The sequence below is a fragment of the Paraburkholderia sp. D15 genome, assembly GCF_029910215.1.
Classification (GTDB): domain Bacteria; phylum Pseudomonadota; class Gammaproteobacteria; order Burkholderiales; family Burkholderiaceae; genus Paraburkholderia.
Map to the genome: position 1 here is coordinate 1,063,721 of NZ_CP110395.1, position 25,387 is coordinate 1,089,107.

Here is a 25,387-nt window from a genome sequence, read left to right on the forward strand (position 1 = left end):
CCCGTATTATTTGCCGCTGCTTCTCCTGCGGCTTCTCCTTCAGCCAGCCGGCCCGTGTGCCGATCTGGCGGCTGGCCGAACCGCTCGCCCCCTCAACCGCGTTCCCACGAACCCGTCGCCCGCATGCTGAAGCGCAAGTCCAATCCGTCCTCATCGTCACGCTGGTCGAGCGGGCTTTACGCCGTCGGCACCGCGATCTATCGCAAGCGGCCGGTGTGGATGGTGTCGTTCGCGACGAGCGAGGCCAGTCTCGCCGAAGGCCTGCGCGCGGCCTGCGCGTCCACGGCGATGCTCGCGCTCGGCAATCTGCTGCACGAGCCGGCCTTCGCGTGGGCCGCGATCGGCGCATTCTGGACCTGCCTCGCCGATGCGGGCGGCTCGAACCGCGCGCGCTTCGCATCGATGATGGGCTTCGCGCTGCTGTCCACGCTGTGCGGCGGGCTCACCGCGTTCGCGTCCAGCGCGGGCACGGCGGTCGCGGCGCTCGCGCTGCTGCTGTTCACGAGTCTCGGCGCGTTCGGACGGATCTGGGGTTCGGCCGTGTCGCAGGTGACGATCCTCGCCGCGACCGCCTGCGTCGTGATGGTCGACCGGCCGATGCACGATCCGCGCGCGGTGCTGACGTTTCTGAGCGTCTACCTGGTGGGCTGTCTGTTCGCGGTGGTGTTGAGTCTCACCGTGTGGCGCATTCATCCGTTCGCCGCGAGCCGCGCCGCGCTACGCACCGTCTACGTGCGGCTCGCGGATATCGCGCTGGATAGCGCGCGTCTGCTCGAACGGCAGGCCCGGCCGGTGGATTGGGCGACGCATGCCGCGAAATTTCGCGCCGACGCCCGCGCCGCGCTCGAACGCTCGCGCAAGATTCTCGCGAAGGTACCCGCGTCGCGCACGGGCGGACGCGATGCGTACGACACCCTGCTCGCGTTGCTGACCGATGCCGAAGCGTTGTTCGCCTACCTGATCGCGGTTTCCGGCGCGTGCGAACGCGTACCGGACGACGCGCGTCGCGTGCGCCGTGCCGCACGGCTGCTGAGCGCGATCGGCCATGTGCTGCATCGTACCGGCGCGGCGGCGGGCGACGCGCAGTGGGCACGTCTCGCCGCCGCGCAACCCCGCTTGCGGCGTCTTGCCGAACGCCTCGAATCCGCGCTGATGGAACCGGTGAAGCTGCAATCCGGTTTCGAGCTGGTCGATTTCGCGCCGGCCGCCGCGGCGCCGGAGAGCTGGAAGGTAAGCGCGCACCGGCTGTGGACGCGTATCGTCGCGACGCTCAAGGCGAACCTGTCGACGCAATCGGTCGGCTTGCGCCACGCGGCACGCGTCGGCGTGACGACCACCGTGGGCTTTCTCGTGATCCGCGCGCTCGGGCTGCCGTTCGGCTACTGGGCCACGATGGCGACGCTGCTGATCCTGCAACCGTCGATCGCCGCGACCTGGCCGCGCAGCATCGAGCGGGCGGCGGGCAGTATCGTCGGCGGCCTGCTGGCGGCGGCGATCGGCTACGCGATCCATTCGCCGCTCGGCATTTCGCTCGCGGTGTTTCCGCTGGTGATGGCGACCATGGCGTTGCGGCCGGTCAGCTACAGCCTGTTCGTGCTGTTCCTCACGCCGACCTTCGTGCTGGTCGCGGACTTCGCGACGCCCGGCGCAAGCGAGTTCGCGTATGCGCTCACGCGTCTGGGCAACAACGTGCTCGGCTGCGTGCTGGCGTTGCTGGCCACGTTCTATCTCTGGCCGACGCGCGAGAAAGCCGACTACCGTGCCTACCTGGGCGCGGCGGTGCGCGCCAATCTCGCGTATCTGCGCGCCGCGCTCGACGCGACGCGGCACGACGACAAGCAGATGGAACGTCTGCGGCGCGGCGCGGGTCTCGCGAGCAATAACGCGGAGGAGGCCATCGGCCGCATCCGGCTGGAGAAGCTCGAAGACTCGATGGTCGATACCGTCACGCTGACCGTGCTCAGCCTGCTGCGCAGAATGGCGGGGACCGCGACGCAATTGCGGCTCAGCGCGAACCGTCGCGAACGGCGGGATGAGCGCGATGAGCTCGGCGCGTGGGTGGCCGGCGTGAGCGCGGAAATCGACGCGGCGTTGAACCGCACGTTGCGGCCGGTTCGGCACGAGTTGCCGGCGCGCGATGGGTTGACGTCGCTGGAGGCGGACGCGGTCGGTGAGCTGGCGTTGATGCAGCGGCTGCTCACCGAGCGGATGCGCGAGGCACGGGGGTAGGGCGCGCGACGCGACGCGACGCCACGAGATGCGTTAGCTGATGTCCAGGTGAAGTCACGGCGCACCCGGCTATTCAGCACGCGCCTCTCTCCAATGCGTCCACTTCATCCGCTGCATCAGGCTCATCAACTTCGACGGTCTGCGCCACTTCCACCACCGGCATCACCGATTCCAGCGTCCGCTCGCCCGCCGCCAGCAGACGCTTCTCGGCCGCGGTCAGCCGCTTGACCCAATACTCCGCGCGCGACGCGCTCGAGCGGTCCGCGAGTTCGAACGATGCCAGCACCTGCACTGGTTTGCGCGAGCGCGTATAACGCGCGCCGAGGCCGCTCGCGTGTTTTTCGAAACGCGCCTGCACGTCGGTGGCGATGCCGGTGTAGACACTGCCGTCCGAGCATTCGAGCAGATAGAGAAACCACGCCATGAATGCGCTTCAGCCTTTGAACGGATTGTGTTCGCGCAGCTCGTCCACGTACGCGTGGATGCTGTTCTTTTCGTTGTCGAGAAAATGCCCGACCGCATCCGCGAACGCCGGATGCGCGAGCCAATGCGCGGAGCGCGTGACGGTGGGCAGAAATCCGCGCGCCATCTTGTGCTCGCCTTGCGCGCCGCCCTCGAACGCACCGAGCTTTTCCTCGATGCAGAATTCGAGCGGCTGATAGTACGCGGTCTCGAAGTGCAGGCAGGGCACATGTTCGAGCGCGCCCCAGTAGCGGCCGTACAGCGTGCCGCCGGTCGCCGCGTCGCGCTGATACACCACGAGCGAACTGGCGATCGGTTTGCCTTCGTATTCGGCGATCACGAGCAGCAGGTTCTCCGGCATCGACTCGCCGATCGTCCGGAAGAAATCGAGGTTCAGATACGGACTCGAAAAATGCTCGCGATAGGTTTGCCGATAACACTTGCTGAAGAAACGCCAGTCCGCGTCCTGAATGTCCTCGCCGCGAATGCGCCGCATCGTCACGCCGGCTTCCTGTACCTTGCGGCGTTCGGCGCGAATGTTCTTGCGCTTCTTCTGTTCGAGCGTCGAGAGGAAATCGTCGAAGTCGCGATAGCCGTCGTTCAGCCAGTGAAACTGCACGCCTTCGCGCTGCATCATGCCCATGCCGGTCAAGGCGGCGCTTTCGGTTTCGGTGGGAAACAGCACGTGCAGCGACGACACGTCGGCCTGTTCGGCGAACGCCATCAGCGTGGCCGCGAGGTGACGCAACGCGTGTGCATCCGCCGACAACAAACGGTTGCCCTGTACCGGCGTGAACGGCACCGCGCACAAAAGCTTCGGGTAATAGTCGAGGCCGTTGCGTTTGTACGCGTCGGCCCAGGCCCAGTCGAACACGTACTCGCCGTACGAGTGCCCCTTCAGATACACCGGCGCGGCAGCCGCGAGCTGGCCCGTGCGCGGATCGGTGAGCGTGACGAATTGCGGCGCCCAGCCGGTGTCGGCGACCGCGCAGCGCGTGGCATGCAGCGCACTCAGAAATTCGTGGCGCAAAAACGGCGTGGGCTGCGCCTGGCGCGCGAGCAGCGCGTTCCATTCCGCGGCGTCCACCTCGGAGGGCGACGCCAGAATGCCCGTGCGATAATCAAAGCGTTCCTGGTTCAATCTGTGTGACTGTTCCGAATGAATCGCGCCGCACGTCGAGTACCTATCGTGCTGCGCGCTTCGTTAATCCGATTTGTCCGTTGCCGTCGTGCTGACCCGCCGCGGTACTCGCGAGCCGACCGGCTTGCCTGTCGATCCTGCCATGAAGACCCGAATCGCTCTTGCTCAAATCAATGTCACCGTCGGCGACTTCGCCGGCAATGTCGCGAAGATCGTCGATGCCGCACGCAGCGCGCACAGCGCTGGTGCGAAACTGCTGATCGCGCCTGAACTCGCGCTCTCCGGCTATCCGCCCGAAGACCTGCTGCTGCGTCCCGCGTTCTATACCGCGAGCGCGGCCGCATTGGCCGATCTTGCCGCGCAACTCAAACCGTTCGCCGGCTTGCATGTGCTCGTCGGTCATCCGTTGCGCGAGGCGGGGCATGGCGCACAGCACGGCCATGGTAATGCAAACGCGCCGATCCAGCGCGGCGTGCCGCCGCTCGATACGTTCAACGCGGCTTCGCTGCTCGTCGACGGCAACGTGGCCGGCACCTATCGCAAGCAGGATCTGCCCAATACCGAAGTGTTCGACGAGAAGCGCTACTTCGCGTCCGACCCGCAGCCGTTCGTGTTCGAACTCGACGGCGTGAAATACGGCGTGGTGATCTGCGAGGACGCGTGGCATGCGTCGGCCGCGCAAATGGCGAAGGCCGCCGGCGCGCAGGTCTTGCTGATCCCGAACGGCTCGCCGTATCACCTGAACAAGGAGGCGGTGCGCTTCGACATTCTGCGCGCGCGGATTCGCGAAACCGGCTTGCCGATGGTCTACGTGAACATGGTCGGCGCACAGGACGAACTGGTGTTCGACGGCGGCTCGTTCGTGCTCGACGCGCAGGGCGAACTCGTGGCGCGCATCGCGCAGTTCGAGGAAGCCACCGCGATCGTCGAATTCGAGGACGGCAAGCCGCTGCCCGGCGCGATCGCGCCGGAGCAATCGCTCGAAGCGCAGGTGTACGCCGCGCTCGTGATGGGCGTGCGCGACTACATCGGCAAGAACGGTTTTCCGGGCGCGTTGATCGGCCTGTCGGGCGGCGTCGATTCGGCGCTGGTGCTGGCCGTCGCGTGCGATGCGCTCGGCGCCGAACGGGTGCGCGCGGTGATGATGCCGTCGCGCTACACGGCGGACATCTCGACCACCGACGCCGCCGAGATGGCGCGCCGCGTCGGCGTGCGCTACGACGAGATCGCGATCGCGCCGATGTTCGACGCGTTCCGCGGCTCGCTCGCCGGCGAGTTCGCCGGCCGCGCGGAAGACGCGACCGAGGAGAACATCCAGGCCCGCATTCGCGGCACGCTGCTGATGGCGCTGTCGAACAAGTTCGGCTCGATCGTGCTGACCACCGGCAACAAGAGCGAGATGGCGGTGGGTTATTGCACGCTGTACGGCGACATGGCCGGCGGCTTCGCGGTGATCAAGGACATCGCCAAGACGCTGGTGTACAAGTTGTGCCGCTATCGCAATGCGGCCACCACGTTCGCCACGCGCGACGTGATTCCCGAGCGGATTCTGACGCGCGCGCCGTCGGCGGAGTTGCGCGAGAACCAGACCGACCAGGACAGCCTGCCCGAGTACGAGGTGCTCGACGCGATCATGCGCATGTACATGGAAGAGGACTGCTCGCTCGCGGAGATCATCGCGGCGGGTTACGCGGCGGACGATGTCAAACGCGTCACGCGCCTCATCAAGATCAACGAATACAAACGCCGTCAGGCGCCGATCGGCATTCGCGTCACGCATCGCGCGTTCGGCCGCGACTGGCGTTATCCGATCACGTCGCGCTACACCGAACCGGTGGAGTGAGCGGGGCCACGCCCAACACCATCGCGCGAAAAGCGTGGGCAGGATCGATCATTCATTTGCGTATCGACTTACCGTACGCGCCGGAATGCCGCAATGCATCCGGCGCGGCGTAGAATCGAAAGCATCTATTTTCCTTTCACTCTTCCAATCACGAGACGAGGTTCGCCATGAAGCGCATCACCGCAGTCATCAAACCGTTCAAACTCGACGAAGTGCGCGAGGCGCTCGCTGAAGTCGGCCTCACGGGTCTGACCGTCACCGAGGTCAAGGGCTTCGGCCGTCAGAAAGGGCATACCGAGCTCTATCGTGGTGCAGAGTACGTGGTCGACTTTCTACCGAAGGTGAAGATCGAAGTCGTGGTCGCGGACAATCAATGCGATCAGGTGATCGACGCGATCATCGGCGCGGCGCGCACCGGCAAGATCGGCGACGGCAAGATCTTCGTCGCGGATGTCGAGCGGGTGATCCGCATCCGCACCGGCGAGGAAAACGAAGCGGCGGTCTGACGCGCTTCGATGGTTCATCGATAACGCACAAGCGTCTCGCAAGCCGTTCACTCGCCAGTCACGAATGCACCGCCGCGGTGCGTTCCGCGAATACGCTCAAACGCGTCCAGCAATAAAAAACGGTGCGATACCCTTGCGGATACCGCACCGATACGCGCCTCTCGCAGCAGCGTGAAAAAGATTCTCTTGAAGTCTGTCTGACGATCCCCCGAAGAAAAGTCGCTTCGGGGGATGTCGTTCGTTCGCTTAGAACGAGTGTTGAATACCTGCGTACACGCCCGATTGCTGATGGCCTTGCAGCGGGTTGTCCGTTGCGGCGGACGTGCCGGGGTTGTCGGCATTCAGACCGAAGTTGGCGGTCTTGCTGTTACGCACCGTCGCGATCTGCAGATCCAGCAACGTACGCTTGGACAGGTTGTACGAACCGCCAATCGTGTACAGCGTGGCATTGCCCGAACCGTTGTTGCCGTTCACGTGGTAGACCGCAGCGATCAGCGCCGCTGCCGGCGTTGCTTGCCACGTCACACCGCCCCATTCGTGATCGAGAGCTGTCGGCTGGCCCGGCAGAACGCCCGTTGCGCCTGCCGAACGGACTGCCTGGTAAGCGCCCTGGATCTTGAACTGGCCGAGGAACACGTTCACGAAAGCCGAGTATTCGCGCGATGCGCCGAATACGCCGCCGCCGCCGGTGTTCGTGCCGTTGACGATGCCGGTGTTCGGGCCGTACAGAATACCGTTGCCCGGGTTGCGGATTTCGTCGTACAGGCCGCGAACCTGGAACAGCGAGTTCGTGTAGGTGACCTGTGCGCCGGCTTCACGACCCTGACCAGCCGGGTTGTTACCGTTCCAGTTCGTTGCGTTCGACAGCGCGTATTGACCGTAGAAGTCAAAGCCGGCGATCTTCGGCGACTGGTACGCGAAGTTGTTGCTCGATTGCGGCCAGTTGCGGCCACGCACCAGCGATGCCGACGACCAGTTCGATTGACCGAACGGATCGAAGTCCCAATCGCCGTTCGAGATGAAGAGCATGCGGCCCATCGTGAACGTACCGTACGCGTCGTTCGACAAGCCGACCGTCGCCCAACGATTGAAGAGACCGCCGCCGCCAGGGCCCGTACCGGTCATCGTGTTGAAGGAGCCTTCCAACTGGAACAGCACCTTGTTGCCGCCACCGATGTCCTCAACGCCCTTCATACCCCACAGGCTGGTACCCCAGTCGCCGCTTTCCGCTTTGAAACGGTTCGTGCTGCCGGTTGCCTGGCCATTCGCGCCCACACCAGTCGGAACGCCCGACATGTATTCCAGGCCAGCGTCCAGGCGACCGTACAGCGTCACGCTGCTTTGGGCATGCGCAACAACACCGGCCGACATGAGCGCCGCGGCGAGCAAAGCTTTCTTCATCTTCTCCTCCATACCCTGTCAAAAGTGAAACCCAGTACTGCGAGTGGTGTTCGGACGCAAGCGCGCCGAACAGAAAGCGGTACCAGGGAGATTAGCGGGTGGATTGGGTCTCCTGCCGTGACGGGTAGCCTTGGGGCTATCTGGTCGTCATGCCGATCCCTCGCCGACCGGTTCTCCTCTGTGCTTTGAAGTGAAACTACTTTTAATCAACTTTGTTTTGCTACTTTGGTTACTAATTTATCAAAAATACCCTTCACTGGGAGAAGAAATTGGTAGCACCCATGACCTGTGTCTCCAAATTGCAATAAGAATGTGCGCAATGCGCGATCGCGACACCGCCAAAAATCGCTAAAACCCTTGCGTGGTAAGGGAATCACGGATTGGGACAAGGCACGTCAAGGATTGCCACTATTGACGCTTGAAAAGCGGCAGAGTAGGGCGAAAAGAGGCCGATCGGGACGGTGAGGAGGCAGGTTTTCGCGGCCGAAATACCCGGAATGCACAGGTGAGCGAAACAAAAAGGGCGCTCGTAAGCGCCCTGTAATACTACTTTGACTACAGCCCAAATAACGGGCCTCGACGAACGTTATTTCAGGCTGCCGGACAGGAACTGTTTGAGGCGTTCGCTGCGGGTGTTCCGGAAGACTTCGTCGGGATGGCCTTCTTCTTCCACGCGTCCCTGATGCAGGAACATCACGTGATTCGACACGTTGCGCGCGAAGGCCATCTCGTGCGTGACGACGATCATCGTGCGGCCTTCCTCGGCGAGCGTCTGCATCACCTTCAGCACTTCGCCGACCAGTTCCGGGTCGAGTGCGGAAGTGGGTTCGTCGAACAGCATCACGTCCGGGTGCATGGCGAGCGCGCGCGCGATCGCCACGCGCTGCTGCTGGCCGCCCGAAAGATGCGACGGATACTGTTTTTCGAGGCGCGGCGCGAGGCCCACCTTCTCCAGATATTCGCGGGCGCGTTCTTCCGCTTCCTTGCGCTTCAGGCCGAGCACATTCACCGGCGCCTCGATGATGTTTTCGAGCACGTTCATGTGCGACCACAGATTGAAGTGCTGGAACACCATCGACAGACGCGTGCGCACGCGCTGTAGCTGCTTCGGATCGGACACGCGCAGCGCGCCGTTCTTGCCGGTCTGCGTGCGCACTTCCTCGCCGTCGACGAAGATGCGCCCCGAGTTCGGCTGTTCGAGGAAGTTGATGCAGCGGAGCATCGTGCTCTTGCCCGAACCGGACGAGCCGATCACGCTGATCACGTCGCCGGCATTGGCCTTCAGCGACACGCCCTTGAGGACTTCGTTATCGCCGTACTTTTTGTGAAGCTCGTCGACGAAGAGCTTCTGCTTCTTGGTGTTCATCAGGATCCTTGGGCGTGCTGGACTGGCTTGGGTTGCGAACTGCGCGGCAGGTCATTTGCCTTGCGGCCGCAGATAAGCGAGCCAGCGGCGTTCGGCGCGGCGGAACAGCCACACGAGCGCGAACGAAATGCACAGATAGAGCAGGGCGGCGAGGCCGAATGCGTTGAACGACTGATACGTCGCCGAGTTCACGTCGCGCGCGATCTTGAGGATGTCCGGCACGGTCGCGGTGAACGCGACGGTGGTGGCATGCAGCATCAGGATCACTTCGTTGCTGTAGTACGGCAACGCGCGGCGCAGCGCCGACGGCAGAATCACGCGCCGGTACAGCGTGAACGACGACATGCCGTATGCGCGCGCCGCTTCGATCTCGCCATACGGCGTCGCCTTGATCGCGCCGGCGAAGATTTCGGTGGTGTACGCGCAGGTGTTCAGCGTGAAGGCGAGCAGCGTGCAGTGCATGCCGTCGCGGAAGAATGCGTTGGTGAGTTCGTGATTGCGCACGATCTCGAGGCTGTAGAGGCCGGTGTAGCAGAGCAGCAGTTGCACGTACAGCGGCGTGCCGCGGAACACGTATGTGTACAGCCACACGAGACCGGCGAGCCACTTCTTCTTCGACACGCGCGCGACCGCGAGCGGAATCGACAGGCAGAAGCCGAGGCCGATCGACACCACCAGCAGCCACAGCGTGATCGCCACGCCGGTCAGGCGGTAACCGTCGGTGTACAGATAGTTGCGCCAGTATTCCTGAATGATCTCGATCATAGTTCCGCCTTTCGTACGCCGGTCGAGTAACGCTTTTCGAGGTACATCAGCACGAAGTTGGACACTGTGGTGATGACGAGATAGATCGCCCCCGCGAGCAGGGTGAAGAAGAAGAAGCGCAGCGTGCCCTTGCCGGCATCCTGCGAGGCCTTGACGACGTCCGCGAGACCGATGATCGACACCAGCGCGGTGGCCTTCACCATCACCTGCCAGTTATTGCCGATGCCGGGCAGCGCGAAGCGCATCATCTGCGGGAACATGATGCGCGAGAACACCTGCCAGCTGGTCATGCCGTAGGCGGCGCCCGCTTCGAGCTGGCCGCGCGGCACCGCGAGAAACGCGCCGCGGAAGGTTTCGGTGAAGTACGCGCCGTAGATGAAGCCGAGCACCGCGACGCCGGCCACGAACGGGTCGATGTCGATCTGGTCCCAGCCGAGCATGTCGGTGAGATTGTTCAGCCAGATCTGCAGGCTGTAGAACAGCAGCAGCATCAGCACCAGATCGGGCACGCCGCGCACGAGCGTCGTGTAGACGGTGCCGACGCCTTGGGAGAAACGGTTCCTGGACAGTTTCGCCGCCGCGCCGAGCAGGCCCAGCACAAAAGCGAACGCCAGCGACAATACCGCCAGTTTGACGGTTTGCCAGGTGCCGTTAAGAAGCAGCGGGCCGTAGCCTTGAAGGAACATAGGGGGTCCTTGACGATGTGCTCGTGACACACCGCGAAAGACGCGGCCCACCGCGCGCCGCGACTGGCGGCGCACAGCGTACCGCTGTGCAAATCATGACTGCATGGCCGTTGCCGGACCCGCAGCGCGCTTTTCGACTCTCGTTGTGATAACTGCCAACTTCCTACTGCAAAACTGCGGGTGAATCTGCTGCCTGATGTTGCGTGCTGATGTTGCGTGCTGCTGCTGGCTGATGCTGCTGACGTCGCCACGCACGCGAGCGTGCTTGCGACTGTATTACGAAGGCCGCCGAAAACCCATGCGGGCGAGCCCCGAGTCCGGCTTCCGGCCGGGCGGCGTGGCGCTGCCTGCTGCGCTACCCCGCTCGACCTTCAACTCAACGCCCCGGATAAATGTCCACGTCGAAGTACTGCTTCTCCAGCTTCCGGAACGTACCGTCCTGATGCACCTGCGCCAACGCCTTGTTGAACATCGCCTTCAGGTCGGTGTCTTCCTTGCGCAGGCCGATCGCGGTGCCTTCGCCGATCGTTTTCGGGTCCTTCACTTCCGGACCGGCCCACGCGAAGCCCTTGCCGCGCGGCGTCTTCAGGAAGCCGGCGTCGGCCTGGATCTCGTCCTGCAGCGTCGCGTCGAGGCGGCCGGAGGCGAGATCCGCGTAGACCTGATCCTGATTCTGGTAGGGCACCACGGTGACGCCCTTCGGCTCCCACCATGCCTTGGCGTAGGCTTCCTGGGTCGAACCCTGCTCGACGCCCACGCGTTTGCCCTTCAACGATTCCGGCGTCGGCAGCAGCGGCGAACCGGCCCTGGCGATCATGCGGGCCGGCGCGTCGAACAGTTTGTCAGAGAAGTCGATCTGCTCGCGGCGCTTGTCGGTGACGGTCAGCGACGACACGATCGCGTCGTACTTCTTGCCCTTCAACGCGGGAATGATGCCGTCGAGATCCTGTTGAACCCACACGCACCGGACGTTCATCCGCGCGCATAACGCATGGGTCAGATCGGCGTCGAAGCCGACGACCTGGCCGCTCGGCGCCACCGATTCGAACGGCGGATAGCTGGCGTCGACCCCGATGCGAACGGTCTTCCATTCTTTCGCCATCGCGCTGGTGGCCAGTGCTGCAAGCGCCACGCACAGTGCGAACTTCTTCATGTTTCTCCTGGATCAAACTGATCGTCGTGCTGCTTCGGTCCCGACGATGGCCGGCGCTCGGCCGACGGTCGCTATTCTAGGCGGCCAAAATTGCCGCGCCGCGCGAGCGTCGATGGAACGCCGCCGACGGGCCTTTCCCGCCCGCGCAACTTGAAAAGGGCGGTATTTTACCCGAACCCGACCGGGGTGCCAGTGCGGCGCGGCCGTAGCGGCGGCGTGACAAGCCGGCGCGTTGTGCGGGCGCGACGCTGGGCGAGCCTGGACGGGGCGAATCCGCGGCGCGCCGCGCCGTCCCGCCGCCGTCCATTGCGTGGATTTGCGAAACGCTGCGGTGCGCGTGTGCCGATTGTGTAGCGGGACGTGCGCCCCTACATTCAGTGCATCGTGACTGATTCACTGGAGATGTCCCCATGATCGAGATTCGCCGTTCCGAAGAACGCGGCCACGCCAATCACGGCTGGCTCGATTCGTATCACAGCTTTTCCTTCGCCGATTACCGCGATCCTCAGCACGTGCATTTCGGCCCGCTGCGGGTCATCAACGAAGACCGCATCGCCGGCGGCCAGGGTTTCGGCACGCATGGTCACCGCGACATGGAGATCGTCACGTACGTGCTCGACGGCGCGCTCGTGCATCGCGACAGCATGGGCAACGGCTCGACCATCCGCCCCGGCGACGTGCAGCGCATGAGCGCCGGCACCGGCGTGATGCACAGCGAGTTCAACGCGTCGCCGGACGAAGAGGCGCATCTGTTGCAGATCTGGGTGATCCCGCAACGCACTGGCGACCAGCCCGGCTATGAAGAAAAGCGTTTCAGCGATGCGGACAAGCGCGGCCGTCTGCGCGTGATCGCATCGCCCGACGGCCGCGACGGCTCGGTGACGATCCATGCGGACGCCTCGATCCATGCCGCGTTGCTCGACGGCGCGGAGCAGGCCACGTTCGCGTTGCCGGCAGGACGTCTCGCGTACGTGCACGTGGCGCGCGGCGCGTTGACGGTGAACGGCGAGGCACTGCGCGCGGGCGATGCGGCCAGGCTCAGCGATGTCGGCGCAGTGACGCTGGAGAAGGGGAAAGACGCGGAGGTGCTGTTGTTCGACCTCGGGCCGTTGAATGGCTAGGTAGCAGGGCGGCGGAACGGCCACGTAGCTGACGGCGCCCCGCCCGTTGAACGCTGCGCTGCCCGATCTTCCAGCAGCAAGCAAAAACGCCACGGGAGCGATCCCGTGGCGTTTTGCTATAGATAGCGGTGGGGAAGAAGCGCAGCCGCGCTCCCACCCGCGCCGCTTACTGATTCGCAGCCGGCGCCGACGCCGCGCCCTTGCGATGCTCCCAGTGCTCGCGCATCTTCTGATGGCGCGCTTCCATCTTCGCGAAGCGTTGCTTCAACGCCGTGCTGACGGTGGTCTTCTGCTGGTCGTTCAGGCCGTTGTAGAACGACAGCCAGGCATCGGTCGTCTGCTGACGCAGTTGCGCGTCTTTCTGTTCGACCTGCTGATGCGCCTGGGCCATCGCGTTCAAATCCAGAATCGGCTGTTGCTGCGCGGCCTTGAACTGGTTCTTGATCTGCTCGTGGTTCGCGCGCATCGCCTCATGGTTCTGCTTCATCGTGTTCAGCGCGGCCTGCCACTGCTTTTCCTGATCCGCGTTGAGCTTCAACTGGTCGTGCAGTTGCGTGAGTTCATGCATGAAGTGACCGTGGTGCCAGCCGCCGGGGCCGCCTTGCATGGCAGGCTGGGCGGCGTAGGCCGCGCCCGCGCCGATGGCGAGGGCAGTTGCGGCAACGGCGAGAACGCGCGACATCTTTTTGGTGGACATGTAAGGCTCCTTGTAATGGAATAGCCGACGATGCAACCGATAACGAGGACGGCCTGCATTCGGTAAGACACAGCGTAGAGAACTGCGCCGGAGCCTGTGTTACGCGGCCAGCCGCCGCTATTACCGGACATTACGCTGGCCTTTCACCGTAACACCCGGTAACCCTTGAAGGCCGTCCGGAAACGAAAACCCTTTTTGCCGCGCGTTAAACTCCATCCCATGGCTACTCAAATACTTGTTGTCGACGACGACGTCGAATTGCGTGATCTGCTGCGTGACTATCTGGCCCGCCAGGGCATCGAGGTCTCGGTGCTGCACGACGCGGGTTCGCTCGAGCGCCGGCTCGAACGCGAACGTCCGGACCTGATCGTGCTCGATCTGATGATGCCGGGCGTCGACGGTCTCACCGCGCTGCGCAAGTTGCGCGCGGCGGGCGACGACATTCCCGTCATCATGCTCACCGCGCGCGCGGACGACGTCGACCGGATCGTCGGTCTGGAACTCGGCGCGGACGACTACCTCGGCAAGCCGTTCAACCCGCGCGAGTTGCTCGCGCGCGTGCAGGCGGTGCTGCGGCGCCGTCGCACGCTACCTTCGGCGGCCGCGCCGGAGCAGCGCGAGCCGTTCAACTTCGGCCGCTTCACGCTGGACTTCCAGTCGCGCACGCTGCATCTGGAAGACAAGCCGCTCACGCTGTCCGGCAGCGAATTCGCGTTGCTGAAGATTTTTGTCAACCACCCCATGCGCACGCTGACGCGCGAACGCCTGCTCGAACTGCTGCACGGTCCGGAATACGACGGCACCGACCGCGGCATCGACGTGCAGGTGTGGCGTCTGCGGCGCATTCTCGAAACGGACCCGTCCACGCCGCGCTTCATTCAGACGGTGCGCGGACGCGGCTACGTGTTCGTGCCTGATGGCGAACAACATGCGTCGGCCCATTGATTCCCTGTTTGGACGGCTGGCGCTGCTGGTCGTCGCTGTATTGCTGGCGTCGCATTTCGCGTGGTTTGCGCTGATGCGCCTCGAGCGCACCCAGCAGCAAACCCGTTACGCGGTGGAAGAAGCAACGTTTCTCGTCGACGCGGTGCGCCAGCACGCGCTGCATACGCCGGATCAGCCATTGCCGTCGCGCGTGAAACTGGTCGATCCGGCGAGCCCGGCCGTGCCGGCGGAACGCAGCGACATGCCCGCGCCGCTCGAACGTTTCGTCGAAGACGCGCGCGACCGCATGCCGGCCGGCACGCAGGTGCGCATCGGCGAGCCGGGCCGGCCGCCCGAGTTGTGGGTGCGCGGGCCGACCGACGCCAAGTGGATCGTCGTGCCGGTGCAGCCGCTGCGTCCGCCGCGTTCGCGCGACCGCATGGCGGTGTGGCTCGCGCTGATTTTCTCTTTCGCGGTCATGCTGGCCTTGTTCGCCGCATGGGCGTTGCAGCGTCCGTTGCGCTCGCTTGCGCAGGCGGTCACGCGTTTCGGCCGTGGTCTGCCGGTGCCGCCGGTGCCCGAGCGCGGTCCGCGCGAATTGCGGCAGCTCACGCACGGCTTCAACCAGATGGTTCAGGAAGTGGCGCGCACCGAGAATGACCGTGCGGTGATGCTGGCCGGCGTCGCGCATGATCTGAAGACGCCGCTCGCGCGTCTGCGGCTGCGCGCCGAGATGATGGAAGAAGTGAAGATGCGCGACGGTGTGGTGCGCGACGTCGATTCGATGACCCACATCGTCGAGCAGTTCCTGGTGTTCGCGCATGACGGCGCCGACCGCAGCGAAGCGGTCGAGGTCGACGCGCAATGCGAACGGGTGGTGCGCAGCTATCGCGCGGTGGCGTCGGGCGCGACCACCGTGCAGACCGAACTGCACGCGGGTCCGGCGTTCCTGCTGCCGGCCGCGACGCTCGACCGCATCCTGTCGAACCTGCTGGACAATGCGCACGCGTATGGCGCGCCGCCCATCGTGGTCGCCACCGCGCGCACCGCGCAGGGTTATACGTTATCGGTCAGAGACAACGGCAGCGGGATCGCCGCGCAGGACCTGATCAATGCCAGCCGGCCGTTCGTGCGGCTCGATCCGGCGCGTGGCGGCAACGGCCACAGCGGCCTGGGGCTCGCGATCGTCGAGCGTCTGGTGCGGCGTGCGGGTGGAGAGTGGGAAATCGGCAACCACGAGGGGCGTGGGTTGCGTGTGCTGATGAGTTTTCCGTTCGAGGTCGTGCCGCGAGTCGCGGCGGCTTCGGAGAGCGTCTGGTAAATGGTGCAAGAGGCGCCATAGGCGCAAGACGCGCCGCGATCCGCGACACGACCCGGCGCGTCAGTCCGAGAACAGCGTGTTCAGCGCATTCGCCGCGTCGCCGTCCACCGTATTCCACGTCACCGTTTCGGCTTCGAAAATATAGTGGGTCGTGTATTTGCCGAGGCGCGCGAGAATCTCCTCCTGAATCAGCTCGGGCGCGACGTCGAGCTTCAGATACCACGCGGTGGATGACAGGCGCGTCTGGAACGCGCCGTATTCGGCCAGCAGATGATCGAATGCGTGAGCGTCCTGATCCCGACAGACGATGACCAAATTTCCCTTCATGCGAATCTCCCGTTAAAGCAGTAGCGGCAACCTGGATTTCAGGGTCGATCATACCTGCTTCGTTACGGGACGCTGGCGGCGCGCGCTTGCGTTACATCACCGGAAGCCGATCACCAGACGCTTGCCACGGTGCGCGCGGGCGGTGCGGTGTCGTCGGGCGGCAGCGCCTCGGTGCGGTCGCGGCCGCCCGATTTCGCCGCGTAGAGCGCGGTGTCCGCGCGGCTGATGATGCGCTCGGGCAGATCGTCGGGCGACAGCTCGGTGATGCCGATGCTCACGCTCAGGCCGACCGAGGCGGGCAGCTTCGGCGACGGAACCGCCTTCAGCCGCAATCTCAAGCGTTCGACGACTTCGCGCCCGCCGGCCAGCGCCGTGGCCGGCAGCAGCAAGCCGAATTCCTCGCCGCCCAGTCGGCCGATCGCGTCGGCGCCGCGGAGTTCGGCGCGGCAGGTGTCGACGAAATGTTCGAGCGCGCGATCGCCGGCCGCGTGGCCGAAACGGTCGTTGATCTGCTTGAAGTGATCGAGATCGGCGATCGCCATGCACAGCGGTTCGTTGCTCGCATGCGCGCGTTCTATCTCGTGTCGCAGCAGGTCGAGGAAATAGCGTCGCGACAGCGCGCCGGTCAGCGCATCGTGACGCGCCTCGGCCGACAGCAGCGTATTGGCTGCCTGCAACTGCTCGGCGAGATCGCGGGTGGCGCGATGATGGCGCCGCTCGCGTACGTACGACACGGTGATCACCCATGCCAGCGCGACCGTGCCGGCCAGCGTCAGAAACACCAGCAGATGATCGCGCTTGTGGTTGCGCAGCAGTTCGGGCCAGGCCGCGAGCGGATCGACCAGATGCGCGGACAGACCCGAGTTCAGCCCGGTGCGGGCCTGATACAGCGACGGCACGGGGCGCTCGGCCATGCCGAACAGCTGTCCGGCGATCGCGGCGGGCACCCACGGCGCCTGGTCGCGCACCTGCTCGTCGACGCGAATCTTGATGTCGGAAAACGTCTCGCGGCGATACACGACCTTGCGGTCCTCGACGCTCATCTGCGTGACGCGCGAGTTCGGCAGCGCGTGGCCTTCGAGCGAGCTGTCGTGCGCCATGATGATGACGCCGTTTTCATCCGCGACGAAGGTGCCGGCGTGCGCGACCCAGTGGCGTAGCCGCGCGATCCCGACCTTGGCGACCACCACGCCGACCAGCAGGCCGTCCGCGTAGACCGGCGCGGCGATGAAGATGCCCGGCTCGCCGCTCGCGCGGCCCACGCCGTAGGCTTCGGCGAACGCGCCGAGCAGCGCGTTGGCGAGATAGCCGCGCTGGCGCATGTCGACGCCGACGAACGACTGCTGCGCCGCCAGCGGATTACTCACCGAATTGCTCGACGCGACGCAGATGCCGTTGGCGTTCACGAGCCAGACCTGGTCGAGTCCGGAGAAGCCTTGCGCGTCGTGCAGGAACGCGCTCACCGCGTTCAGGCGCGGGTCCTTCAGCAAGGTGGCGCGCAGGGCGGGTTCCGCCGCCGCGCCGTTCGCGGCATAATTCTGGGATTGCACCAAAGCGCGCTGGACCACGTCCATCTCGGCCATGGTGGCGGGGATGGCGCGCGACATCGCGAGGTCGCTGGCAATCACCTCGGCCATGTTGTCGACGATCGACGTGGACATCTGCCGCTGCGCGTGCAGGGCCGCGTCCAGCTCTTGCTGTACCATCCGGTCCGCGACCATGCCGGCCACGAACCAGCAAACCAGGACGACCAGCACGAAGCTGATAGGCCCGGTTGTCTGGCGCAAGGTTGTCCTGTTCATCGACCCTCTGATCCGTCTGGCTGTGGCATGCAACTCGCTCTTTCGTGGCAGCGCGCAGGCGCTGGTTCGCTCCGGTTCGCGGCGTTTCGCGTCGTTTCGTTATCCCCGGATTTTAACCGTCACGGGGCCCGGCGCCACCGTTATTGCGGGAATGCGAAGCATCTATGCGCAGCCGATCAGGTCCATAACGGCAGTCCGGTCCGTTTCTTGATGGCAGTGCGGGTTTTCCGCATCGGCGAGGCAAAGTCCAGCGGGTCCGTCGCGCTTTTGCCGCGGGTTCGCGGCGAGATCGGGCGATTTGCCGGGAAAGGTTGTGCCTGAAACATAGGATGGTGTAGTGTCGTGCCGTCCAAAACAAGGAAAGCCCGCCAGCCTTCGGGCGGCGCCTGCGGCGACAGGAGTCCGGCTCGACGGTTATGGTCCCGGACGGGCTCGTCCACGGATCCGGCCGTCACCGGTCCACGTGTCTCCAACGCTAACGATTTACCGCGCCCACGCGTTTTTGCCATGCCTGATTTCCGCTTTCCGGACCGATCTTCAGACCGCCGTGTACTCAAGGCGGCTTCCTTCGACCGTTCGAACGCCTGTCACAACGGGGAGGGCCTCTGATGGATTTCAGCTTCAACCTCAAACGCACCGCGAATGCCTCCGCATGGCGCGTGCTGCCCAACCGCTGGGACTTCGTCGCGTTCCCGCTGATCATCTGCATCATCGCGATGGCGGCGATCGGTTTTCACGAGACGCTGGCGCCGATGTCGACGCTGAAGACCCAGGCCATCTCGCTCGATCCGTCCAATCTGCCTGAATACGCGATGCGCACCACGCTGCGCATGCTGGCGGCAATGGTCGCCTCACTGATCTTCACGCTGGTGTATGGCACGCTGGCCGCCAAGAGCCGGCGCGCCGGTCTCGTGCTGGTGCCGATCCTGGACATCCTGCAGTCGGTGCCGGTGCTCGGCTACATTTCGTTTACGGTCACCTTCTTCCTCGCGCTGTTCCCGGGCCGCGTGCTCGGCGCCGAACTCGCCGCGATCTTCGCGATCTTCACGAGCCAGGCGTGGAACATGACGTTCAGCTTCTATCAGTCGCTGCGCACGGTGCCGCGCGATCTGGACGAAGTGTCGCGCGGCTTTCATCTGACGTCGTGGCAGCGCTTCTGGAAGCTCGAAGTGCCGTTCTCGATGCCTGGCCTCATCTGGAACATGATGATGTCGATGTCGGGCGGCTGGTTCTTCGTGGTGGCGTCCGAGGCGATCACGGTCGGCAACAACACCATCACGCTGCCGGGCATCGGCGCGTATCTGGCCCAGGCGATCTCGGACAAGAACCTGCACGCGGTCGGCTGGGTGATCCTCGCGATGACGGTCGTGATTCTCGCGTACGACCAGTTCCTGTTCCGCCCGCTGGTCGCGTGGGCCGACAAGTTCCGCATGGAAAACACCAGCTCGGGCGATGCGCCGGAGTCGTGGCTGCTCGACCTGATCCGTCGCACGCGGCTGATTCACCGCTTGCTGGTGCCGCTCGGCTGGATGTTCGCGAAGGCCGCGCGGGTGCGCTTCCAGTTGCCGGCGTTCAGCGCGCCGCGCTTCCAGATTCCGCAGCGCGAGAAGAACTCGCGCGTCGGCGACATCCTGTGGGCGGTGCTGGTGCTGCTCGCCACGGTCTATGTGGTGTACCGCGTGTTCACCTACGTGCGTACCGGCGTGTCGCTCGACGAGGTCGGCCATGTGTTCGTGCTCGGTCTCATCACGCTGCTGCGCGTGGTGCTGCTGATCGCGATCGCGTCGGTGATCTGGGTGCCGCTCGGGGTGCTGATCGGACTGCGTCCGGCGCTGTCCGAGAAGATCCAGCCGCTCGCGCAGTTCCTCGCCGCGTTCCCGGCCAACCTGCTGTTCCCGGTGTTCGTGATCGTGATCGTGCGCTTTCATCTGAACCCGGACATCTGGCTGTCGCCGCTGATCGTGCTCGGCACCCAGTGGTATATCCTCTTCAACGTGATTGCCGGCGCCAGTTCGTATCCGAACGACTATCGCGAGGCGGCGAAGAATTTTCACATCCGCGGTTGGCAGTGGTGGCGTCAGGCCATGCTGCCGGGCATCTTCCCGTACTACGTGACCGGCGCGATCACCGCGTCGGGCGGTGCGTGGAACGCCAGCATCGTCGCGGAATTCGTGCAGTGGGGCGACACCAAGGTCGCCGCGCATGGCCTGGGGGCGTACATCGCGCAGACGACCGCCGCCGGCGACTATCCGAAGATCATTCTGGGCATCGCCGTGATGTCCCTGTTCGTGACTCTGTTCAACCGTCTGCTGTGGCGTCCGATGTACGCCTACGCCGAATCCAAGCTCCGGTTAGATTGAGAATTAAAGGCCAAACGCGATGCAAAATCCTAAAGCTGCTATGACCGCCACGCCGATCCAGACGCCGCCGATGCCGCCCCGCCTCGGCGAAGAGATCCTGCGCGTCAAGGACGTGTGCCGCGGCTTCAACAAGTCGCAGGGCGAACTGCTGGTCCTCGACGACGCCAATCTGTCGCTGCGCGAAGGCGAGATCGTCGGTCTGCTGGGCCGTTCGGGCTCGGGCAAGTCGACGCTGTTGCGCATCATCGCCGGTCTGATCGAACCGACCGACGGCGAAGTCACCTATATGGGCAAACCGCTCGACGGCCCGGCGCGCGGCGTCGCGATGGTGTTCCAGACCTTCGCGCTGTTCCCGTGGCTGACCGTGCTGCAGAACGTGGAAGCGGGCCTGGAGGCGCAAGGCGTCGGCGCCAGCGAACGGCGTACGCGCGCGCTCGCGGCGATCGACCTGATCGGTCTCGACGGTTTCGAAAACGCGTATCCGCGCGAGTTGTCGGGCGGCATGCGTCAGCGCGTCGGCTTCGCGCGCGCGCTGGTGGTCGACCCCACGCTGCTGCTGATGGACGAGCCGTTCTCCGCGCTCGACGTGCTGACCGCCGAAACGCTGCGTACCGACCTGCTGGATCTGTGGACGCAAGGCCGCATGCCGATCAAGGCGGTGCTGATCGTCACGCACAACATCGAGGAAGCGGTGTTCATGTGCGACCGCATTCTGGTGCTGTCGTCGAATCCGGGCCGCGTGATCGCCGAGATCAAGGTGCCGTTCAAGCACCCGCGCAACCGGCTGGACCCGGCGTTCCGCCGCCTCGTCGACGAGATCTACGCGAAGATGACCGCGCGTCAGACCGACGAGAAGACCAAGAAGGGGCTGGAGCTGCACAGCTGGCTGCCGCACGTGTCGACCAACCTGATGGCGGGTCTGATCGAGACGCTCGCCGCCGCGCCGTACCACGGCCGCGCGGACATGCCGGAAATCGCCCGTTCGCTGCATCTGGAGGTCGACGATCTGTTCCCGGTGGCCGAAGTGCTGCAACACCTCGGTTTTGCCGATGTGCGCGAGGGCGACATTTTCCTGACGCCGCCGGCGCGCGTGTTCTCCGAGTTCGGCACGCAGGAGCGGAAGATGATGTTCGCCGAGCATCTGCTGCGGCACGTGCCGCTCGCCGCGCGGATCAAGAAGGTGCTGAACGAGCGTCCGGGGCATCGCGCGCCGCGCGTGCGCTTCGAGCAGGAGCTGGAAGACTTCCTGTCGGACAGCGCAGCGGAAGAGACGCTCGACGCGGTCATCAACTGGGGCCGTTATGGCGAGATCTTCTCGTATAACGACCAGACGGAAATCTTCAGCCTGGAAGACGTCGAGTCCTGAGCGCGGCGCGGGCGGTCCGGCCAAAAGCGGTCCGACGCAAAAGCGGATCGCAAAAGAAAACGGCAGGGGAATCAATCCCTGCCGTTTTTTTATGGGTGTTCGTTGCAGCCGCGCACGCCTACTGCAGATTCCCCCAACGCTCCACCGCCGGTTCCGCCGACGCCCACTTCCAGCCCTTGTCCTGCTGACACGCGCTTGCGGTGTACCAGTCTTCGTGCGCCTTCGCGCCTTCGCCTTCCTGTACCGAGAACACGAACTCCTTGCACAGCGCGAGCGCCGAGCCGAACGCGCGCGTGACGCGCACCTGGCCGTGGCCGTTCTCGATCGGCAGCGTATGCTTGATCGCCCACGGCCGCGTTTCGCCGACCGGCATCGCGCCCGCGAGCGCGGCGATCAGGTCCTGCTGATCCTGATGCATGCCGCGCATATAGCGGCCGACGGCTTCGTCGGTCGCGGCCTGCACGGCGATGCCGACGCCGATGCCGATCGCCGGATTCGACGTCACCAGACCCGACGCGACGCCCGCGGCCGCACCGCTCGCCGCGCCGACGGACGAACAGCCGCTCGTCATCAGGCTCGCGCCGACGCACAGCACGCCGGCCAGCACGAGCCGCACGCGATGACCGGCAAACACACCCGCCGTCATTGCAGCGCGCCCCAACGTTCGGTAGCGGGCTCGGCCGACGCCCACTTCCAGTTGTCGCCGTCGCGGCAGATCGACGCGACGTAAAACGCGCTATTGGCCGGCACATTCTTGGTGGCCGCATGGTCGACCGAGAACACGATCTCCTTGCAATCGAGCGCGCCCGTGCTGATCGCGCGGCTCACCGTCACGCGGCCGTGTTCGTCGTCTTCGATCGGGAAGGAATGCGTGACGCTCCACGGCGCCACCGCGCCGACATCGAGCGGCCCGGCGATCCGGGCGATGCCGTCCTGCGTATTCGTGTGGACCACGCGCTCCGAGTACTGCACGCCCGCGCGCGCGGCGGCGACCGCGCCGAGGCCGATGCCGGTGGCGACCGCCGCATTGCTGGTCACCTTGGCCGCGATCGCGGCCCCGCCGATACCGGCGCCGGCGGTCGCGCCTTCCGAGTACAGCGAGCTACAGCCGCTGAGCGCCGACGTGATCGCCACGGCCAGCGCGACGAGCGCGGTTGCATTCGGACGTCCACGCCCGGCCGTCTGTTTTGCCCATGCGGCCCACACCATACTTTTTTGCATTTCCCTGTCTCTGCTCCTGCAAGTGCCTTTCGTTCACGCGCGAAGGGCAGGGTGAGCGAGCGGCACGTCATCCTGTTACGGCAAGAATTCCGCACTACGTGCTGCCGCATTTTGCAGGATGCGATTTGTAATTGGCAGGGGAAAAATGCAAGCAATTGCAAAAAGTGATGCGAGCCAAACGGGTTTCTGATGGACAGTAGCCCGATCGGCTGCGTGATATTTGATTGGCGATGCGAAGCGATTGCCGTCGCGAGGAGGAGGTCGACGAGGGCGTAAGAAGGTGGCGAAAGGTGACGCGCGCCGTCTCCCGGCGCGTCACTTTTACTGCTCGGCTTCCTCGTCCGCGCCGCCTTCGTCGCCATAGGCGCTCAGGCGGTTGTAGAGCGTCTTGAGGCTCACGCCCAGCGCTTTCGCCGCGCGCCGCTTGTCGCCGCCGCAGTATTTGAGCGTGCCGAGAATGATCTGCTTCTGCGCGTCGGCGAGCGGCGTGCCGATCCACACGCTCATCGCATCGCCCTGCGTGACGGGTTTCTTCACGCGCGACGCGAGGTGCGGATGCGGCAGCTCCACCGTCTTCTCCGCGAGAATGAACGCGCGATAGATCGCGTTCTTCAGCTCGCGCACATTGCCGGGCCACGACCACGTGCGCAGCGTGTCGATCGAGCGTTTGCTGAAGCTTTTGCTGGCCGATTCCTGCTGATTCAACTGCGTGAGGAAGTGCTGCGCGAGCAGTTCGCGATCGTTCTCGCGTTCGCGCAGCGGCGGCGCGCGCAGCGGAAACACCGCGAGGCGGTACATCAGGTCTTCGCGCAGACCGTTTTCCTTCACGGCGACCGCGGGGTCGCGATTGGTCGCGGCGATCACGCGCACGTTGCCGCTGATCAGCTCGTTGCCGCCGACGCGGTAGAACGTCCCGGTTTCGAGCGCGCGCAGCAGCTTGACCTGGCGCACCGGCGCCATTTCGGTGATTTCGTCGAGGAACAGCGTGCCGCCGTTCGCGTGTTCGAAGTAACCGACGCGGCCCTGGACCGCGCCGGTGAAGCTGCCTTTTTCGTGGCCGAACAGTTCGGCTTCGATGAGTTCGTCGGGAATCGCGCCGCAATTCACGGCCACGAAGGGCATGTCCTTGCGGCTGCTGTGATCGTGAATCGTGCGGGCGATCAGCTCCTTGCCGGTGCCGGATTCGCCGATGATCAGCGCGGTCGCGTCGGTGCACGCCACGCGTTCGATCTGCTCGTACAGATCGAGCATCACGGGCGACGAACCGTACAGCAGCCCGTACGATTTCAGTCCCGCGATGCCGTCCGCGACGCGCTGCTTCGCCTGAGCCGAGGTGTTGCCGTCGGCGGAGACGGGCGAGTCCAGATCGATTGACGCCATAAACGGGGAGTCCTGTGCAAAGGGTTTTCGGTAATGCGGCGCGCAGGCCTGGGAACGAGATGAGCGGCATGGCCACTATCTCACAAAAGTCGATTTAACCACTTCGACGCCATTTCCGCCAAACGATGTCACGGTTGGCGAATACCGGGCATGCGGCGGACATCCGGGCTCGGTCGAAAGTGCCATGTGGCCGCGAATTTTCAGTGAGCATAGGCAAATTTACCGGGCACGGCGTTTGCAACTTCCACCCGACACGCGTGTGCTTTTCGGCGCGGTCAGCCGGACTACACGCCCATGCCGAACCCAGACGAGGAGTGAATGATGACTGACACCACGCAACAGCTTGCACTCGGCGGGCAGAAGATTGTCGAGGATCTGCGGGTGCTGCTGAGAGACTCGGAAGAGATGCTGCGGCTTGCCGCCAACGTCCCGGGCGAAGGCGTCGATGCGCTGCGCGACAAACTCGGCGCCCATGTGGAGACGCTGCAGTCGGCGCTTGGCGATGCGCAGCAGAACGCGCAGCGGCGCTACCGCACGGCGACCGTCAATACCGAGCGGTACGTGCGGCATAACCCGTGGCGCGCGATCGGTATCGCCGCGGGCGTCGGCTTCGTGCTCGGCGTGTTGACCACGCGCTGAGCGAAACGCCCAGCCCGAGATTCAAGTTTCACCACCCGCTTCACGACCATAAGGAGTTCACGATGGCACGACCTAAAATCGGCATCTTCGGCGCACTGATGGCGCTCGGTGGTTACCTGGCGGTGCGCTATGTGCAGCAGCGCAACCGCGCGGCACAAGTCCCGGCGGCACGAGAACTGAGCCGCTGGGAGAACGAGGGCGGTACGGTGGCGCCACTGGTGCCGGCGGCCTCGGTCGCGTCGGCGCCGCAAGCGCAGGGCGCCCAGGCTTCGAACGGCGCGGCCCATTCGAACGGCCATGATGCCGCGTGGCCGTTTCCGCGCAGCTAGGCGGCGGTGCGGCGATCCGGCGATCCGGTGGTCCCGCGATCCCGCAATCGAGCGATGCGCCCGGCCTATCCGCTACGCACGGCGGCGCGCCGTTTCGTCGCGGGCCGCCGCTTGCACCCAGTGATTTTTGCCTGGTCAATTTATCTCGATAAAGCCGTATAATGGGCAAATAGACAACAATGCCAGCAGATCGACTGGGATTTATCGGTTGATTGTTGCGATATTGAATTAAGTTGGTGGTCCGGCGGGTAGCGCGAGGTTAGCGTGTGCTTACCTCCGCAACGGTGAACCGTGACCGGATACGCCAACACGAGCCGCTCCTGGACATGCGTTCGAGCATGTTTCTCA

23 protein-coding genes are annotated in these 25,387 nt (G+C 64.7%); 10 read left to right on the plus strand and 13 right to left on the minus strand.

The genetic code is table 11. The features are described from left to right. Positions 1 to 123 precede the first annotated feature (123 nt). On the plus strand, positions 124 to 2,229 hold the full coding sequence (locus LFL96_RS04585; RefSeq protein ID WP_280998520.1) for an FUSC family protein: 2,106 nt from the start codon (positions 124 to 126) through the stop codon (positions 2,227 to 2,229). A gap of 73 nt (positions 2,230 to 2,302) precedes the next feature. Here the strand turns inward: LFL96_RS04585 and LFL96_RS04590 are convergent, their stop codons facing one another. Beyond that, on the minus strand, positions 2,303 to 2,653 hold the full coding sequence (locus tag LFL96_RS04590; RefSeq protein WP_280998522.1) for a GIY-YIG nuclease family protein: 351 nt from the start codon (positions 2,651 to 2,653) through the stop codon (positions 2,303 to 2,305). A gap of 9 nt (positions 2,654 to 2,662) precedes the next feature. Next, positions 2,663 to 3,832 (minus strand): GNAT family N-acetyltransferase, encoded by a 1,170-nt coding sequence (locus LFL96_RS04595; RefSeq protein WP_280998524.1) that lies wholly within the window; start codon positions 3,830 to 3,832, stop codon positions 2,663 to 2,665. Positions 3,833 to 3,974: 142 nt separating this feature from the next. Here LFL96_RS04595 and LFL96_RS04600 point away from each other — a divergent pair, with 142 nt between their 5' ends. Beyond that, on the plus strand, positions 3,975 to 5,675 hold the full coding sequence (locus LFL96_RS04600) for an NAD+ synthase (RefSeq protein WP_280998526.1): 1,701 nt from the start codon (positions 3,975 to 3,977) through the stop codon (positions 5,673 to 5,675). A gap of 167 nt (positions 5,676 to 5,842) precedes the next feature. Further along, positions 5,843 to 6,181, plus strand: coding sequence for a P-II family nitrogen regulator (gene glnK / locus LFL96_RS04605; protein ID WP_006048444.1), 339 nt, complete (start codon positions 5,843 to 5,845; stop codon positions 6,179 to 6,181). A gap of 246 nt (positions 6,182 to 6,427) precedes the next feature. Here the strand turns inward: glnK and LFL96_RS04610 are convergent, their stop codons facing one another. The 5 genes from LFL96_RS04610 to LFL96_RS04630 all read right to left on the minus strand — a co-directional run bounded on the left by LFL96_RS04610 (position 6,428) and on the right by LFL96_RS04630 (position 11,552). Then, positions 6,428 to 7,582: a porin gene (locus tag LFL96_RS04610; protein WP_280998552.1), complete on the minus strand. Its 1,155-nt coding sequence runs from the start codon at positions 7,580 to 7,582 to the stop codon at positions 6,428 to 6,430. A 586-nt stretch (positions 7,583 to 8,168) separates the two neighbouring features. Further along, on the minus strand, positions 8,169 to 8,948 hold the full coding sequence (locus LFL96_RS04615) for an ATP-binding cassette domain-containing protein (protein ID WP_280998554.1): 780 nt from the start codon (positions 8,946 to 8,948) through the stop codon (positions 8,169 to 8,171). A gap of 51 nt (positions 8,949 to 8,999) precedes the next feature. After that, positions 9,000 to 9,713, minus strand: coding sequence for an ABC transporter permease (locus tag LFL96_RS04620; protein ID WP_280998556.1), 714 nt, complete (start codon positions 9,711 to 9,713; stop codon positions 9,000 to 9,002). Next, on the minus strand, positions 9,710 to 10,399 hold the full coding sequence (gene hisQ / locus LFL96_RS04625) for a histidine ABC transporter permease HisQ (RefSeq protein ID WP_280998558.1): 690 nt from the start codon (positions 10,397 to 10,399) through the stop codon (positions 9,710 to 9,712). The genes LFL96_RS04620 and hisQ overlap by 4 nt, the downstream gene beginning before the upstream one ends. Positions 10,400 to 10,775: 376 nt before the next feature. After that, positions 10,776 to 11,552 carry an ABC transporter substrate-binding protein gene (locus tag LFL96_RS04630; RefSeq protein WP_280998560.1) on the minus strand — a complete coding sequence of 259 codons (777 nt, stop codon included), beginning with the start codon at positions 11,550 to 11,552 and terminating at the stop codon, positions 10,776 to 10,778. A 410-nt stretch (positions 11,553 to 11,962) separates the two neighbouring features. Between LFL96_RS04630 and LFL96_RS04635 the strand changes: the two genes are divergently transcribed. Continuing rightward, positions 11,963 to 12,673, plus strand: coding sequence for a pirin family protein (locus LFL96_RS04635; protein WP_280998562.1), 711 nt, complete (start codon positions 11,963 to 11,965; stop codon positions 12,671 to 12,673). Positions 12,674 to 12,839: 166 nt separating this feature from the next. On the opposite strand, the gene LFL96_RS04640 is transcribed toward LFL96_RS04635, so the two are convergent. After that, on the minus strand, positions 12,840 to 13,370 hold the full coding sequence (locus LFL96_RS04640) for a periplasmic heavy metal sensor (protein ID WP_280998564.1): 531 nt from the start codon (positions 13,368 to 13,370) through the stop codon (positions 12,840 to 12,842). Between the two features lie 219 nt (positions 13,371 to 13,589). Between LFL96_RS04640 and LFL96_RS04645 the strand changes: the two genes are divergently transcribed. Then, complete coding sequence (locus tag LFL96_RS04645) at positions 13,590 to 14,315, plus strand: response regulator (RefSeq protein ID WP_280998566.1); 726 nt, start codon at positions 13,590 to 13,592, stop codon at positions 14,313 to 14,315. Next, complete coding sequence (locus tag LFL96_RS04650; RefSeq protein ID WP_280998568.1) at positions 14,299 to 15,615, plus strand: ATP-binding protein; 1,317 nt, start codon at positions 14,299 to 14,301, stop codon at positions 15,613 to 15,615. Before LFL96_RS04645 ends, LFL96_RS04650 begins: the two co-directional genes overlap by 17 nt. Positions 15,616 to 15,675: 60 nt before the next feature. Here the strand turns inward: LFL96_RS04650 and LFL96_RS04655 are convergent, their stop codons facing one another. Continuing rightward, a complete protein-coding gene (locus LFL96_RS04655) occupies positions 15,676 to 15,942 on the minus strand; it encodes a hypothetical protein (protein WP_105507597.1) in 267 nt (88 codons plus the stop codon). A 110-nt stretch (positions 15,943 to 16,052) separates the two neighbouring features. After that, the gene (locus LFL96_RS04660; RefSeq protein WP_280998571.1) at positions 16,053 to 17,744 is read right to left on the minus strand and encodes a sensor domain-containing diguanylate cyclase; all 1,692 of its coding nucleotides are present in this window, start codon (positions 17,742 to 17,744) and stop codon (positions 16,053 to 16,055) included. 608 nt (positions 17,745 to 18,352) lie between these two features. On the opposite strand from LFL96_RS04660, the gene LFL96_RS04665 reads away from it, so the two are divergent. Both LFL96_RS04665 and LFL96_RS04670 read left to right on the plus strand, forming a co-directional pair. Next, positions 18,353 to 20,104: an ABC transporter permease subunit gene (locus LFL96_RS04665; RefSeq protein WP_280998573.1), complete on the plus strand. Its 1,752-nt coding sequence runs from the start codon at positions 18,353 to 18,355 to the stop codon at positions 20,102 to 20,104. 19 nt (positions 20,105 to 20,123) lie between these two features. Beyond that, entirely contained in the window at positions 20,124 to 21,470 is a 1,347-nt protein-coding gene (locus tag LFL96_RS04670) for a nitrate/sulfonate/bicarbonate ABC transporter ATP-binding protein (protein WP_280998575.1), read from the plus strand. Between the two features lie 118 nt (positions 21,471 to 21,588). Here the strand turns inward: LFL96_RS04670 and LFL96_RS04675 are convergent, their stop codons facing one another. The 3 genes from LFL96_RS04675 to LFL96_RS04685 form a co-directional block, all read right to left on the minus strand. Further along, entirely contained in the window at positions 21,589 to 22,116 is a 528-nt protein-coding gene (locus LFL96_RS04675) for a hypothetical protein (RefSeq protein ID WP_280998577.1), read from the minus strand. Beyond that, positions 22,113 to 22,691 carry a hypothetical protein gene (locus LFL96_RS04680; RefSeq protein ID WP_280998579.1) on the minus strand — a complete coding sequence of 193 codons (579 nt, stop codon included), beginning with the start codon at positions 22,689 to 22,691 and terminating at the stop codon, positions 22,113 to 22,115. Before LFL96_RS04680 ends, LFL96_RS04675 begins: the two co-directional genes overlap by 4 nt. A gap of 321 nt (positions 22,692 to 23,012) precedes the next feature. Beyond that, positions 23,013 to 24,071 carry a sigma-54 dependent transcriptional regulator gene (locus LFL96_RS04685; RefSeq protein ID WP_280998581.1) on the minus strand — a complete coding sequence of 353 codons (1,059 nt, stop codon included), beginning with the start codon at positions 24,069 to 24,071 and terminating at the stop codon, positions 23,013 to 23,015. Positions 24,072 to 24,392: 321 nt separating this feature from the next. On the opposite strand from LFL96_RS04685, the gene LFL96_RS04690 reads away from it, so the two are divergent. Both LFL96_RS04690 and LFL96_RS04695 read left to right on the plus strand, forming a co-directional pair. Continuing rightward, complete coding sequence (locus LFL96_RS04690; RefSeq protein ID WP_281000561.1) at positions 24,393 to 24,710, plus strand: DUF883 family protein; 318 nt, start codon at positions 24,393 to 24,395, stop codon at positions 24,708 to 24,710. A gap of 62 nt (positions 24,711 to 24,772) precedes the next feature. Continuing rightward, positions 24,773 to 25,039 carry a hypothetical protein gene (locus tag LFL96_RS04695; protein WP_280998583.1) on the plus strand — a complete coding sequence of 89 codons (267 nt, stop codon included), beginning with the start codon at positions 24,773 to 24,775 and terminating at the stop codon, positions 25,037 to 25,039. The last annotated feature ends 348 nt before the right edge of the window (positions 25,040 to 25,387 follow it).